At 26.8% G+C, this 15,118-nt stretch carries 15 protein-coding genes and 1 tRNA gene; 2 read left to right on the top strand and 14 right to left on the bottom strand.

What is annotated here, in order from left to right:
• Nucleotides 1–48 precede the first annotated feature (48 nt).
• From fusA to fkpA, 7 genes are all read right to left on the bottom strand, one after another.
• Nucleotides 49–2,157: an elongation factor G gene (fusA, locus tag D9V75_RS02550; protein ID WP_158343896.1), complete on the bottom strand. Its 2,109-nt coding sequence runs from the start codon at nucleotides 2,155–2,157 to the stop codon at nucleotides 49–51.
• Between the two features lie 101 nt (nucleotides 2,158–2,258).
• Nucleotides 2,259–2,729, bottom strand: coding sequence for a 30S ribosomal protein S7 (gene rpsG, locus D9V75_RS02555; RefSeq protein ID WP_158343898.1), 471 nt, complete (start codon nucleotides 2,727–2,729; stop codon nucleotides 2,259–2,261).
• A gap of 92 nt (nucleotides 2,730–2,821) precedes the next feature.
• Nucleotides 2,822–3,196: a 30S ribosomal protein S12 gene (gene rpsL, locus D9V75_RS02560; RefSeq protein ID WP_158343900.1), complete on the bottom strand. Its 375-nt coding sequence runs from the start codon at nucleotides 3,194–3,196 to the stop codon at nucleotides 2,822–2,824.
• A gap of 113 nt (nucleotides 3,197–3,309) precedes the next feature.
• Nucleotides 3,310–3,597, bottom strand: a complete 288-nt coding sequence (tusB, locus tag D9V75_RS02565; protein ID WP_158343902.1) for a sulfurtransferase complex subunit TusB — start codon at nucleotides 3,595–3,597, stop codon at nucleotides 3,310–3,312.
• 12 nt (nucleotides 3,598–3,609) lie between these two features.
• Nucleotides 3,610–3,969, bottom strand: coding sequence for a sulfurtransferase complex subunit TusC (gene tusC, locus D9V75_RS02570; RefSeq protein ID WP_158343904.1), 360 nt, complete (start codon nucleotides 3,967–3,969; stop codon nucleotides 3,610–3,612).
• Nucleotides 3,970–3,999: 30 nt separating this feature from the next.
• Nucleotides 4,000–4,386: a sulfurtransferase complex subunit TusD gene (tusD, locus tag D9V75_RS02575; protein WP_187306302.1), complete on the bottom strand. Its 387-nt coding sequence runs from the start codon at nucleotides 4,384–4,386 to the stop codon at nucleotides 4,000–4,002.
• A gap of 117 nt (nucleotides 4,387–4,503) precedes the next feature.
• Nucleotides 4,504–5,235, bottom strand: a complete 732-nt coding sequence (gene fkpA / locus D9V75_RS02580; protein ID WP_315984340.1) for an FKBP-type peptidyl-prolyl cis-trans isomerase — start codon at nucleotides 5,233–5,235, stop codon at nucleotides 4,504–4,506.
• A gap of 486 nt (nucleotides 5,236–5,721) precedes the next feature.
• Between fkpA and tsgA the strand changes: the two genes are divergently transcribed.
• A complete protein-coding gene (gene tsgA / locus D9V75_RS02585) occupies nucleotides 5,722–6,897 on the top strand; it encodes an MFS transporter TsgA (RefSeq protein ID WP_158343910.1) in 1,176 nt (391 codons plus the stop codon).
• A 66-nt stretch (nucleotides 6,898–6,963) separates the two neighbouring features.
• Here tsgA and trpS read toward each other — a convergent pair whose 3' ends face one another.
• The 4 genes from trpS to aroK all read right to left on the bottom strand — a co-directional run bounded on the left by trpS (nucleotide 6,964) and on the right by aroK (nucleotide 10,628).
• Nucleotides 6,964–7,983 carry a tryptophan--tRNA ligase gene (trpS, locus tag D9V75_RS02590; protein WP_158343912.1) on the bottom strand — a complete coding sequence of 340 codons (1,020 nt, stop codon included), beginning with the start codon at nucleotides 7,981–7,983 and terminating at the stop codon, nucleotides 6,964–6,966.
• Nucleotides 7,984–8,020: 37 nt separating this feature from the next.
• A complete protein-coding gene (rpe, locus tag D9V75_RS02595; protein ID WP_158343913.1) occupies nucleotides 8,021–8,707 on the bottom strand; it encodes a ribulose-phosphate 3-epimerase in 687 nt (228 codons plus the stop codon).
• A gap of 271 nt (nucleotides 8,708–8,978) precedes the next feature.
• Nucleotides 8,979–10,070, bottom strand: coding sequence for a 3-dehydroquinate synthase (aroB, locus tag D9V75_RS02600; RefSeq protein ID WP_158343915.1), 1,092 nt, complete (start codon nucleotides 10,068–10,070; stop codon nucleotides 8,979–8,981).
• 33 nt (nucleotides 10,071–10,103) lie between these two features.
• Nucleotides 10,104–10,628 carry a shikimate kinase AroK gene (gene aroK / locus D9V75_RS02605; protein WP_158343917.1) on the bottom strand — a complete coding sequence of 175 codons (525 nt, stop codon included), beginning with the start codon at nucleotides 10,626–10,628 and terminating at the stop codon, nucleotides 10,104–10,106.
• A gap of 578 nt (nucleotides 10,629–11,206) precedes the next feature.
• Between aroK and D9V75_RS02610 the strand changes: the two genes are divergently transcribed.
• A tRNA-Ser gene (locus D9V75_RS02610) sits at nucleotides 11,207–11,291 on the top strand.
• A gap of 36 nt (nucleotides 11,292–11,327) precedes the next feature.
• Here D9V75_RS02610 and deoD read toward each other — a convergent pair.
• From deoD to D9V75_RS02625, 3 genes are read right to left on the bottom strand one after another with little or no spacing between them, the layout of a single operon-like run.
• Nucleotides 11,328–12,035: a purine-nucleoside phosphorylase gene (gene deoD / locus D9V75_RS02615; RefSeq protein WP_158343919.1), complete on the bottom strand. Its 708-nt coding sequence runs from the start codon at nucleotides 12,033–12,035 to the stop codon at nucleotides 11,328–11,330.
• Nucleotides 12,036–12,066: 31 nt separating this feature from the next.
• Entirely contained in the window at nucleotides 12,067–13,287 is a 1,221-nt protein-coding gene (locus tag D9V75_RS02620) for a phosphopentomutase (RefSeq protein WP_158343921.1), read from the bottom strand.
• 52 nt (nucleotides 13,288–13,339) lie between these two features.
• Nucleotides 13,340–14,932 carry a peptide chain release factor 3 gene (locus D9V75_RS02625; protein WP_158343923.1) on the bottom strand — a complete coding sequence of 531 codons (1,593 nt, stop codon included), beginning with the start codon at nucleotides 14,930–14,932 and terminating at the stop codon, nucleotides 13,340–13,342.
• Between the last annotated feature and the right edge of the window lie 186 nt (nucleotides 14,933–15,118).

The raw sequence follows: 15,118 nt of genomic DNA on the forward strand, positions 1-15,118 counted from the left end.
TATATATTTTTTAATGAACACTGATTAATACTACACGTGACAAAAAAGCTATTTTCCTTTTTTTTCAATGATAAAACTAGCAATAAAATCTGGAGCTTCTAGATATTTTAAAAATTCCATCGAATAAGATGCTCTACCTTGAGTTTTAGAACGCAAATCAGTAGCATAACCAAACATTTCTGATAAAGGAACGCATGCGTTAATAATTTTTCCCATAACTAAATCTTTCATGCCTTCAATAATACCTCTTCTTCGATTTAAATCTCCTATAACATCTCCCATATAATCATCTGGAGTTTCTATTTCTACTTTCATAATTGGTTCTAATAAAATTGGTTTTGCTTGTTTAAAACCTTTTTTAAATGCAATAGATGCTGCTATTTTAAATGCTAATTCAGAAGAATCTACATCATGATAAGAGCCAAAATAAAGACGAACCCCAACATCTACAACAGGATATCCGGCTAATGGGCCATGTTTTAATTGTTCCTGAATACCTTTATCAATTGCAAGAATATATTCTCCAGGTATTACTCCTCCTTTTATATCATTAATAAATAAATATCCTGAACCACCAGGTTCTAATGGAAACAATTCTATAACAACATGCCCATATTGACCTCTTCCTCCTGATTGCTTAATATGCTTTCCTTCAACATCCTTTACTTTTTGTAAAATAGTTTCACGATATGCTACTTGAGGTTTTCCAATATTTGCATCAACACCAAACTCTCTTTTCATTCGATCAACAATAATTTCTAAATGCAATTCACCCATTCCGGAAATAATAGTTTGATTGGATTCTTGATCAGTTTTGACCTGAAAAGATGGGTCTTCTTTAGCTAATCTATTTAATGCCAAACCCATTTTTTCTTGATCTATTTTTGTTTTAGGTTCTACGGAAATGGATATGACTGGTTCTGGAAATTCCATTCGCTCTAATATAATTGGTTTATTTAAATCACATAACGTATCTCCAGTAGTAACTTCTTTTAATCCTATCGCTGCGGCAATATCTCCGGCATGTACTTCTTTAATTTCTTCTCTTTTATTTGCATGCATTTGAACGATTCTACCAAATCGCTCACGTTGTGATTTGACAGAATTAAATACAGTATCTCCTGATTTTACTACTCCAGAGTATACTCTAAAAAAAGTTAAATTACCTACAAATGGATCAGTAGCAATTTTAAAAGCTAAAGCTGAAAACGGAGCTTGATCATTTGAAGATCTAAAAGAAGGAGTTTTGTTATTATCATTTAAAGTCCCTTTAATATCTTGAACATCATTAGGAGCGGGTAAATACTCAATTATTGCATCTAATAATGCCTGAACTCCTTTATTTTTAAAAGCTGAACCACAAGTTATAAGAGTAATTTCGTTGTTTAAAGCACGTTGACGAAGTGATAATTTGATTTCATTTTCTGATAATTCTATGCCATTTAAATATTTTTCCATAAGAATTTCATTAGATTCAGCTGCTGATTCAATTAATTTTTGGCGCCATTCTTCTGATAATTGAACCATATTATTTGGAATTTTATTATACGTAAATGTAATTCCTTGATCAGAATCTTTCCAATAAATAGCTTTTCTTTTAATTAAATCTACAACACCAATAAAATTTTCTTCTGAACCAATAGCTAATTGAAGAGGAACCGGATTAGCTCCTAATCTTTTTTTGATTTGTTTTACTACTTTTAAAAAATTAGCTCCCATGCGATCCATTTTATTTATAAAAGCTATACGAGGAACTTTATACTTGTTTGCTTGTCTCCATACAGTTTCTGACTGAGGTTGAACGCCTCCTACTGCACAATAAACCATGACAGCTCCATCTAATACACGCATTGAACGTTCTACTTCTATAGTAAAATCAACATGCCCAGGTGTATCAATGATATTAATTCTGTGAGGTTTAAATTGTTTAGCCATTCCACTCCAAAATGCCGTCGTAGCTGCTGAAGTAATAGTAATGCCTCTTTCTTGTTCTTGTTCCATCCAATCCATGGTAGCAGCTCCGTCATGAACTTCACCGATTTTATGATTAATTCCTGTATAAAATAAAATCCTTTCAGTTGTAGTTGTTTTACCTGCATCTATATGAGCACTAATTCCAATATTACGATATTGAGAAATAGGTGTTGTACGAGTCATTATTTTTTCTCTCATGTTTAGTGTTTCAAAAATCAGCACCCTATGAGTAAAATAAGATGATTGCACAATATAACAATATAAAAAATAAAATGATTAAGATTTTACCAACGATAGTGAGCAAAAGCTTTATTTGCTTCTGCCATTTTATGTATTTCTTCTCTTTTTTTTACTGCAGCTCCTTTTTTTTCTACTGCATCAAAAAGTTCATTAGATAATCGCACAGACATAGACTTATCGACTCTTTTACGAGCTGATTCCACGATCCATCTCATAGCTAACGCATTTCTTCTAACTGGTCGAACTTCTACAGGAACTTGATACGTTGAACCCCCTACTCGACGTGATTTTACTTCCACTGTTGGTCGAACATGTTCTAAAGCTATTTCGAATGCTTCTAATTCTTTTTTTTCAGTACGATTTGATAAATTTTTTAAAGCAGTATAAACAATGACTTCGGCAATAGATTTTTTTCCATTAATCATTAATATATTTATAAATTTAGCTAGTAATTCTGAAGAAAACTTTGGATCTGGTAAAATTTTTCGAGTACTAATAATGCGTCTGCGTGACATAAAATACTCCACTTAAAAACATAAATTAAAAGAATAGTATTTCGATACAATTAAAAATAAAAGATATTTTTATTTCATAAAATAAAAATGTGTTAAGATTTGACTTTTTTTACTCCATATTTTGAACGACTTTTTTTTCTTTCTTTAACGCCAGCGCAATCCAATGCGCCTCTAACAACATGATAACGAACTCCAGGTAAATCCTTAACTCGACCACCTCTAATTAAAATGACAGAATGTTCTTGTAAATTATGACCTTCTCCGCCGATATAAGCTGTTACTTCAAATCCATTCGTTAATCTAACTCGACATACTTTACGCAGGGCGGAATTAGGTTTTTTAGGTGTAGTTGTATAAACTCTCGTGCATACTCCTCTTTTTTGAGGACTTTTCCCTAATGCGGGAACGTTACTTTTAATTACTTTAGACAAACGTGGTTTACGGACCAATTGATTGATTGTGGTCATAAAGGCTCCTTTTTTAAACTTATTATCTAAATAAATGTTAATATATGTTAAGAAAAAAATAATTAATTATATATCATAATGATAAATATAAAAATTTTGATAAAACAAATATATCACCAAATTATTTGTTTTTTATTTTTTAATGTTAACTTAACAAATTGAGAATAGTTTATGAGAATAAATTTTCTTGAAACATTCTTGTGAATACCCCTAGCATAAACATCTTCTTTTATTGCATATAATTTTGCTTCTGAAAACGTTATTTTATTTAAAAAAACATTATTATTTAATGCAATTAAAACTCCATCTTGCAAAGCTAAAAAATCATCCGATATTTTTAGCATATTAATAAAAAAAGATATATCAGTTTTAAAAGGAGATTTCATTAAGGTATGTAACATAATGTATGCTCCTTAAAAATTAATAATTGCATCATAATTATCTAACTTTAAATATAAAGTTTCTTTATTTAAAATTGTTGTATTTAAAACAAAATGTCTGTAATTAAAAAGACCTCTTTCTATCAGAGATGATTTGCAACAATAAAAATTTTTAATATCAAGAATAGGCAATATAGAAAAAGAAGATACATAATTACGAGATAAAATTTTTTTTGTCTGATAACTTTTAATTAATTGTAAAACCCCGTCTCCAATAAAAAATAAGCTAATTTTTTTTAAGATAGCAGATATACTTAAAACAGCATCTAAACCTTCTCTTCCAAAACTGCTTCCATGCGGAGCATGAGAAAAAATTACGGCAATTGTTTTCATTGAAATATTTTATTTTATAAAGATTTTGCATTAAAATTGAACTATTCGGTCACATAACTGTATTGAGTAACCCAGTTCTACTAATCCACTTAATTGAAAAAAACAAGCTAAATTTTTTTTTTTAATTTTTAGATTTGATTTATTTTGATAATTGATAACTCCTCTTCTAAGAGCAGCTCCAACACACACATGAAGCTGAACATTATAATTTTTAAATAATTCTTGCCATCCTTTCACAAGATTAAATTCATCAGTAGCTGGTTCAGTAAAATCATTTCCATTTAACACGCCATCGCAATAAAAAAAAACGCTGTACAGTGCATGATTCATTTTAATTAAAGATTGACAAAAAAGAAAAGCAGTACTAGCGTTTTGAGTTCCATAAACAGGTCCTGTTACTAAAACTGTATATTTCATTATTAATATTTTATGCCTATAAAAAATTTTTTACTTTTTAACACGAAACGACAATGTGAATTACTTATTTATTATTTTTACATATTTATTGTTTTTAATGTTTTAATAGAACTTTTTTTAAACAGTCACATCTAATAGTTCTATATCAAAAATCACTGTAGAATTTGAAGGAATATTATTTGTTCCTTGCTCTCCATATGCTAAATAAGGAGGTATAATCAGCTTAATTTTACCACCTTTGTGAATATATTTTAAACCTTCTTGCCATCCAAATATGACATCTTTTAAAAATAATGATAGTGGTTGTTTTTTTTTGTAAGAGTTATCAAATTCTTTTCCATCGATAAATGTTCCTTTATAATGTACTGTTATTTTTGAATTATCTTGAACTTTTTCTCCTTCTCCTCTTTTTTCTATAGCATACAATAATCCGCTAGAGGTTTTTATTACATTTTTCATACGAGAAAATTTATTTATATATAATGTTCCTTGCGATAAGTTATCTTCTGCTTCTTTTTTAAATTCTATCTTTTTTTTATTATTAACTTGCTCTTCAAAACTTTGCAGAATAGAAATTATTTCTTGATTGGATAATTTTAATTTGTTTAATATAGAATCCTGAACTCCTAACAGGATACATTTTTTATTCAAAATTATGCCTATTTTTTTTTGTTTTTCAGAGGATTGATTAATGTAATTACCTAACGAAACACCTAAAGAATAACTCAATTTATCATTGTTATTATGAAATTTATCTTTCATGTCTAAATAAGATTGTACAGGAATATTAGGTAATGAAGCTAATGCTGAAAAGGATTGTGGAGTATAGATTATTATACACAAAAACATAATTCTTTTTAACAGAAAAAAAAACATTTGCTGCTCCAAAAAACTAGTATACATTAAATTTTACATATAGATTTTTTATTATAGAAATGAATTGTTTTAAAAACAACTATTAAAAAATCTTTTATCTTTTTTAAAAATTTTACATATTTATAAAATTTTTAATAAACGGTGCCAGTATTTTAAAAGTTATTAATAAAAAGATTTATAAATTCATAATTTATCTAAAAAAGAACAGTATTTTCATTTTATAAAAAATTAATACGTTCTATCCATAATTAATCTTAAATATTCAATGTTTTTTTAATTAAAATAAATCAACAAAAAATCATAAACTAATTCAATTAAATAATTAAAAAATATTATTTTAATTGACTTTCTTAATTTTATAAAATTTATAAAACAAAAAATTTTAAAAAAATTATGATATCTTTGTTAAGGGAAATTTATATAAATTTTAAAAAATTATGCAATAATATGGTGATAAAAATGAACGATATAAATCGAATAGGACTTGTATGGATTAGCTTTTTTTCATACGCTTTTACAGGCGCATTAGTTGTAGTTACTGGAATGATTATAGGTAACATTGCTGATTATTTTCATTTATCTATCTCTAGAATGAGCAATACTTTTACTTTTTTAAATGCAGGCATTTTGACGGCTATTTTATTAAATTCTTGGTTAATTGAAATTGTGTCATTAAAAAAGCAACTCATATTTGGATTTTTACTCACTTTTATCGCTGTAATAGGTATCATGTTTTCACATGGTATATTTTATTTTTCTATCAATATCTTTGTATTAGGATTGGTAAGTGGTATCACAATGTCAATTGGTACTTTTATTATAACTCATGTATATCCTGAAGAAAAAAGAGGTTCCAGGCTGCTTTTAACTGATTCGTTTTTTAGTATGTCAGGAATGATATTTCCAGTAATTGCAGCACATATATTAGAAAAACAGATTCCATGGTATTGGATTTATACATGTATAGGAAGCATTTATTTAGCTATTATTTTTTTAACAATTAATCTTACTTTTCCAAGATTAAAAAAAAACGTTATCCATAAAAATATTGATAAAGAAAAATGGAATATGAACGTATTTTTACTATCAATTTCTGCAATGCTTTATATTTTAGGTCAGTTAGGATTTATTTCTTGGGTGCCACAATATGGATCTAAAATTATAAATATTAATCTTAAACAAACTGGAAGATTAGTTAGTAATTTTTGGATGTCATATATGATAGGTATGTGGGTTCTTAGTTTTATAATCAAATTTTTTAATTTAAGACTTATTCTTATTTTTCTTACCGGAATTTCTACTTTTTTAATGTATATGTTTATACATATTAAAAATTATTTTTTATTGCAATTTACTATTGTCGGTTTGGGTTTTTTTTCTAGTGCGATTTATACAATTATCATTACCTTAGCTTCTTTGCAAACAAATAAACCATCTCCAAAATTAATAAATTTTATTTTATTATTTGGAACTATTGGTACATTGCTTACATTTATTATCACCAGTCCTATTGTTGAAAAAAAAGGATTATACACAGTTCTATTAAGTTCAAGTATACTATATGGAATAGTATTTGTTTTGTCTATCTTAATTAATTTTCTAATGAAACATCAAAAAAATTCAAAAAAATTATAAATTTTAAATAAAAAAAATTTATAACATTTTAAATAAACTGGAACAAGAAAAAAATTTCTGGTTTATTTAAAAAAAAGTTGTTAACCCCAGTATAGAATGTATTTTTTTTATGGTTTCTTCTGATTTTATTTTTGCTTGAATTGCTCCTTCAAAAACTATTTTTTTTAAATAAGTTTCATCAAGACGATAACTGAAATAAGATTTTTGTAATTTAGATAAAAATTTAGATAAACTATCTGCAACAATTTTTTTAAATTCAGAATACATAACACCATCAAGTTCTTTTTCTAACACACTAATCGTTTTTTTAGTAGTAGCTGAAAGAATCTCTAATAAATTTGAAATACCTAATTTTTTCTGCGTATTATAATATATTTTTGGAGGAAGATCTGAATCAGTTACAGAATTTTTTATTTTTAACATCGCAGATGGTATATCATCCATTAAAAAAATAACATTATTCTTATTTACATCAGATTTAGACATTTTTTTACTTGGCTCTAACAAAGCCATTATTTTTGAACCAAAATTTCTAATTAAAGGAGCGGGTAATTTAAATATATTTCCATACAAAGAATTAAAACGACAAGCTATTTTTCGTGCTAACTCTAAATGTTGTTTTTGATCTTTACCTACGGGTACTAAATTAGTTTGATATAATAAAATATCTGCAGCCATTAAAATTGGATAATTAAATAAACCAACATTTACATGTTGAAAATTATTTCCATCTATTTTTCGATTTTTTTTGAATTGAGTCATTCTAAGTAATTCTCCAAATCGACTAAAACAACTCAGAATCCAATTTAATTGACAATGATGATAAACGTGAGATTGAACAAAAATAATACTTTTTTTTGGATCTAATCCACAAGCCAAATAAAATCCTAGCGTATCAAATATAGATTTTTGTAAGTTTTTTGATTTTTTTAATGAAGTCAAAGCATGCAAGTCAGCAATACAATACAAACATTGATAATCATTTTGCATTTGAGACCAATACTGCATTGTTCCTATGTAATTACCAATAGTTAATTTGCCAGATGGTTGTACAGCACTAAATAATATCGGTTTAAAATCAGTCATCTTAATTCCTATAAAAAATACAATAAATAATCAAAGATTAATGAATTAATCTAAAATGAGCATTGTTCAGTTCTTCACGAATTTTTTGAATTATTAAAGAATAATTAGAATATTTAAATATTCCAGATCCAATAACAAAGACGTTTGCTCCAGATAACGCTATTTCGCAAATATTTTCAACTTTAACTCCTCCATCTACTTGTAATAATACATTAGGAGAGCTGGTATCAATACGCTTACGAGCTTCTCTTAATTTATTAAATGTAGATGGTAAAAAAATTTGATTTCCAAATCCTGGATTAACTGCCATTAACAAAATTAAATCTATTTTTTCTATTACATAATCTAAAAAATTAAGAGACGTAGTAGGATTAAAAGCCAATCCAACTTTACATCCATGTTCTTTAATTAATTGCAATGTTCCTTCAATATGTTGAGTAGATTCTGGATGAAAAATAATAGAAGTTGCTCCAGATTTAGCAAATTTAGAAACTAAGTTATCTACTGGATTTGTCATTAAATGCACATCAATTGGAACAGTAATGTTATAATTTCTTAATGACTCTAAAATCATTGGTCCTATTGTTAAATTTGGAACATAATGATTGTCCATAACATCAAAATGTATTAAATCACCACCTGCATCTATAACTTTTTTTGTATCTTCTCCTAAACGAGAAAAATCAGCGGATAAAATTGATGGAGCTAAAAAAAAATTTTTCATTACGAATATCCTCTATCAAAAAATTGATAAAAAATTAAAATGAACTGAATATTAAAAATAAATATGAGAAAATGTTAAAACACATATCTAACATTTAAAAAATTAATAAACTTATTTAATAAGTTTTTATTGATATGTTATTTGCTATGTATTTATTCTAACAATTGTGTTAGTGATTTCGCACGATAACTCTGTTTATAAAAAATAAAGTTATAGTTTTATAAAACAAATTAAATTCTTAAAAAATTTAAAAATAAAATTTATATAATCACTACTGAGAGTCTTTAATTGCAGTTAAAATAGTGTTTTTATCTATACTTTTATATATTCCTGCTTTTCCAATAGAAATAGGAAGTACCAGTCTTATTTCTCCTGAAACAACTTTTTTATCTCTCATCATATATGGTAAATAAGAAGCTGCTGACATATTTTTAGGCCCTTTAGTTGGCAAGCCAGTTCTTTTTAATAAATTCAATATTCTTTTATAATCTATTGAACTTAAATATCCCATTAATTCTGAAGTACGTGATGCCATTACCATTCCTACAGATATTGCTTCACCATGTAACCAACTACCATAACCTGAATGCGCTTCAATTGCATGACCATATGTGTGACCAAAATTTAATAATGCACGCAAATTATTTTCTCTTTCATCAAGAGAAATTAACTTTGATTTTAATTCACAACATTTTTTAATACAATAAGACATTGAATCACGATTCAAAGAAAGAATATCATCCATTTTTTCCTCTAACCAATAAAAAAAATTAGCATCAAAAATGATAGCATATTTGATTACTTCGGCTACGCCCGATACGAGTTCGCTATAAGGAAGAGTACGTAAACAATTAATATCAATGATAACAGAAGATGGTTGCCAAAAGGAACCAATCATATTTTTACCAAGTAAATGATTTACACCAGTTTTACCACCAATGGAAGCATCAACTTGAGATAATAGAGTTGTTGGAATTTGAATGAACTTTACGCCTCTCTGATAAACGGAAGCTGAAAAACCAGTTAAATCACCTATTACTCCTCCGCCTAAAGCAATTAGAGTCGTATCTCTAGAATGTTTTTTTTCTAATAAATCAGAAACAATTAATTCCATTTCATTTAATGTTTTGTACTGTTCTCCATCTGAAAGAATAACTTGATCAACTTTTATTCCAGATTGTCTTAAATGAAATAATACCTTGTCTTTCAAAAGATTAGCTATTGTTCTATTAGTCACTAACATAGCTTGATCTCCTGATTGTAAAGGATGAAATATATTATCTTTTTCGATAATCCCGCATCCTATACTAATAGAATAACTTCTCGTTCCTAGTGCAACTTTTATCTGCTCCACAATCTTAATACTCCATTTAAAATTTTATATTTTTAACTATTTTTATATTTTTTCTAGCAAACGAATGATATTATATGCTACAGATTTAACACTTTGATTATCAGTTTTAATAGTAATATCTGCTATTTCTTTATATAAAGGATTACGTTCGCGTGCTAATTTTTCTAAAATAATTTGATTTGAAACAGATTCTTTATTTAATAATGGTCTTTTTTTATCTCTTTTAGTACGAGATAATTGCTTTTCAATTGTTGTTTCTAAATACACCACAACTCCTCTAGAAGATAAAGAATTACGAGTATCTCTGAATTTTACTGAACCTCCACCTGTAGCAAGAATAATACCATTTTTACGAGTCAATTCATTAATAATCTTTTTTTCTCTTTCACGAAAACCACTTTCGCCTTCTATATCAAATACCCAACTTATATCAGCACCAGTCCGTTTTTCAATTTCTTGGTCGGAATCATAGAATTCTATATTAAGCTGTTGAGCTAACTGACGACCAATAGTACTTTTACCAGCACCCATGGGTCCAACTAGAAAAATATTTCGTTTTTCTGCCATTTTTTTATTACTATAATAATTTGTTAATAAAACCAATGCTCAGCGATTATCACTGGCAAAGACATAAACACACGTTTAAAATATAAAATAATATCAAAACATATTTTTTAATTCTTGATAATTTTAATTTTCAAAAGATTTATACTATTATTTATATAAAACAGTTATTAATACTAAAAAATTAATTCATTGATATTGAAATATAATTGTTTTAAAAGTGTAAATCATTAAAAATAGCTCATTTTATTTTTATTTAAAAAATATAGTTTTTTAATTAATCTATTTTTAAAAAATTTTGAAAAACGTTTTTAAAAATTTAGTTTGTTAATACTTTTTAGAAGGTTGCTAAATTTTTTAAAAATAAAACATGCTTTATCAAAATTAGATAAATTTATTTCTAGTGTTCTTTAAAAAAATTTAATAATTGTACATTTTATTATACAAAATAATTTTTAAGTAAAAAACTTGACGTCATTTAGTTTTCTATTCTAAAATGTTGTTTTAGTATGCGTTAAATACGTATTTAAAGAATTTATTTTTTAGTATAAGTAAACTATAAAATAATAAAAAATTAAAAAGGTGAGGTGTCCGAGAGGCTTAAGGAGCACGCCTGGAAAGCGTGTATATGGAAACGTATCAAGGGTTCGAATCCCTTTCTCACCATAAAAATGTAATAAAATATATTAGTTCTTGAAAACTTTATAATAAAGAAGACTCTAAAGCTATTTTTATCATGTCATTAAAACTAGATTCTCTTTCTTTTGAAGTTAATGTTTCTTTTTTTATAATATGATCAGAAACAGTGCATATTGATAGAGCTGGAACTTTAAATTCCGCAGCTACACTGTATATTCCAGCAGTTTCCATATCTACTCCAAGAATATTATATTTTTTTAATATATTTAATGTTTCTTGATCCTCCGTATAAAAAGAATCTGTTGTAAAAAAATTACCTATATTTACTTTTATTTTCATTTTATTAGCTACTGATGCAGCATTTAAAATCATTTTAAAATCTGAAATAGCAGCAAAATCATGATTTTTAAAACGCGCTCTATTAAATTTAGAATCAGTAGAAGCGCCCATACTAATTACAACATCTCGTAATTTTATATCATTCCGTATAGCACCACAAGTTCCTATACGAATAATTTTTTTTATATTATATTCAGTAATTAACTCTTTCACGTAAAGAGCGGCAGAGGGTATTCCTATCCCGTGACTCATAATAGAAATTTTTTTATTTTTATATTTTCCAGTATAAGCTAACATTAAACGAACATCGTTAATTTTTAAAATCTCATCTAAATAATTTTCCGCAATATATTTTACTCGTACAGGATCTCCTGACATAAGAACTGTATCTGAAAAATCATTTTTTTTGCTGTGAATATGAGGGGTAGGCACTATTTTTTTCCTTTTAAAAAAGATTTTAATTTTAAAGCATATTTTTACCATATTTCATATCAGACAAAAGAAAATATTTTGCAATTGTCTGACCAATATCAGAAAAAGTCTCACGATGACCTAAAAATTTTTTTTTAATACCTGGATAATAAATTAATATAGGAATATATTCTCGAGTATGATCTGATCCTTTCCAAGTAGGATCACATCCGTGATCTGAAGTAATTATCAATAAATCCGTTTTTTTGACTAAATTTATAATTTCAGATAATCGAAAATCAAAAAATTCTAATCCTTGTGCATATCCAGAAACATCTCGACGATGCCCCCAATTAGAATCAAAGTCTACAAAATTAGTAAAAATAATAGTATTATTTCTTGCTTTTTTAATTTCCATCACAGTAGAATTACATAATTCTTCTAATCCAACAGCTTTAACTTTTTTGGTTATACCAACTCCAGCATAAATATCAGAAACTTTACCTATTCCTACTACTGCACCTTGATTTTCTTTGATTAATTTTATCATAACAGTATCATCAAAAGGTTCCATAGATAAATCTTTTCTATTACCAGATCGTTGGAAATTTAACTTGCTTTCTCCAAAAAAAGGTCTAGCAATTACTCTTGCAACTTTAAATCCATTTTTGTTTAAAATTATTCGAATAATTTCGCATAATTTGTACAATTTAGACAATCCAAATTTAAATTCGTGACAAGCTACTTGAAATACAGAATCTGCTGAAGTGTAAAAAATTGGTTTTCCAGTTTTAATATGTTCTTCACCAAAAACATTAAGAATTTCTATACCTGATGAGTGACAGTTTCCTAAAATACCCGGTATTTTTGACGTGATGATAATTTCTTGAATTAGTTCATCAGGAAAACTATTTTTTTTATTTTCAAAATAAAACCAATTATCTAAAACTGGAACACCAGCGATTTCCCAATGTCCTGAAGTAGTATCTTTTCCAGAAGAAATTTCACTTGCTAATCCATAGCTTCCAATAAGATCTACTTTACTAAAACCTAAAGGATAAACTCCTGTAGACATTTTTGAAGCTTCTAAAATTCCTAATTTTGATAAATTTGGAATATTTAACAAGCCTGTTCTTCCTTTATTTGCGTTCCCTAAAAAACATTCTCTTGATATATGACCAAACGTATCTGATCCAGAATCATTAAAATTTTCTGCATCAAAACTTGATCCTATTCCCAAAGAATCTAAAATCATTAAAAAAACTCGTCTCATTTTTATATCCAACAAAGTGATTAAAGAATTTTATATAATATTTTAATAGAAATTATTGCTCCCTTGTCTTATGAAAAGAAATGCCAGGATATTGTTGAATTGATATATTTAAGTTTGCAGCATTCGGCGCAAGATATATTAAATTTTTTGAATTGTCAAAAGCTAAATAAGTTTTATTTTTTTCTTGAAATGAAGTGATATCACAATTTTTTGATCTAATCCAACGAGCAAGAGAAATATTTACTTTTTCATATATCGCGTCTACATTATATTCTATTTTTAGACGTTCAATTACAACATCAAACTGAAGTATTCCAATAGCTCCTAAAATAATATGACTATTAATTATTGGTCGAAAAACTTGAATAGCTCCTTCTTCTGACAATTGTATTAAACCCTTTATTAATTGTTTTTGTTTGAGAGGATTTTTTAAAAGAATACGACGAAATATTTCTGGAGCAAAACTAGGTATACCAATAAACTTTATTTCTTCACCTTCTGTAAATGTATCTCCAATTCTAATAGTTCCATGGTTATGAAATCCTATAACATCTCCTGGATAAGCTCTTTTTATAGCAAATCTTTCTCCAGCAATAAATGAAAAAACATTAGAAACTATAATATCTTTTTTGATTCTGACGTGTCTTATTTTCATACCTTTATTATATTGTCCTGAAACAATTCTTATAAAAGCAACTCGATCACGATGTTTTAAATCCATATTCGCTTGTATTTTAAATACAAAACCAGTAAATTTTTTTTCTTGAGGATTAACTATCCTTATATCGCTTTGACGCTTAAGAGGAGCTGGTGCCCATTTTATAATGCTCATTAACAAATGATCAATTCCAAAATTTTTAAGCGCACTTCCAAAAAAAACAGGAGTTAAAATGCCTTTTAAAAATTTATTTTTATTAAAAAAAGGATATATGTTACTAATTAATTCTAATTCTTCTCGAATCTGCACCGATAAATCTATTCCAATATGATGATCTAATTTTGTATCTAATACATCAGATAAAGAAATTAAACTTGATATATTACTTTTCTCAGTTATTTGATTGAGATGTAAATGAATATATTTATCATATAAATGATATATGCCTTTAAAATTTTTTCCACAACTAATAGGCCAAGTAATCGGAACACAATTTAATTGTAATTCTTGTTCAATTTGATCTAAAAGTTCTATTGAATCAAGACTATCCCTATCTAATTTATTAATAAAAGTAATAATAGGAGTATTGTGTGAACGAGTCACATCTATTAACTTTTTAGTTCGAGATTCAATCCCTTTTGCAGCATCAATTACTACTAAACAACAATCAACTGCAGTGAGAATGCGATATGTATCTTCTGAAAAATCTTGGTGTCCTGGTGTATCTAACAAGTTTATTAAAACATTTTTATACGCAAATTGAATAACAGAAGTTGTGACAGAAATACCTCTTTCTTTTTCAATATTCATCCAATCTGATTTAGCATATTTTCCAGTACCTCTTCCTTTAATTGTTCCAGAAGTTCGAATTATTTTTCCAAAAAGTAACATTTTTTCAGTAATAGTGGTCTTACCAGCATCAGGGTGAGATATAATGGCAAACGTACGTCTTTTATTTAATTCTATATTATGGTTTACATCAAACATATATACTCACTTTAAAATACTTATTTTAGTGCATTACACTATCTTACTTTTAATAAAAAATTTATAAATTCTAATTTTTTGATCATAATAATAATTATTTCTAAAACTAAAAAATTAGACAACTTGATTTATTAAAAGATAATAGTAATATTATAAAAAATACATCGCCTATAAGTTATATTTTTA

It is taken from the genome of Buchnera aphidicola (Muscaphis stroyani) (assembly GCF_005080865.1).
GTDB lineage: Bacteria > Pseudomonadota > Gammaproteobacteria > Enterobacterales > Enterobacteriaceae > Buchnera > Buchnera aphidicola_AG.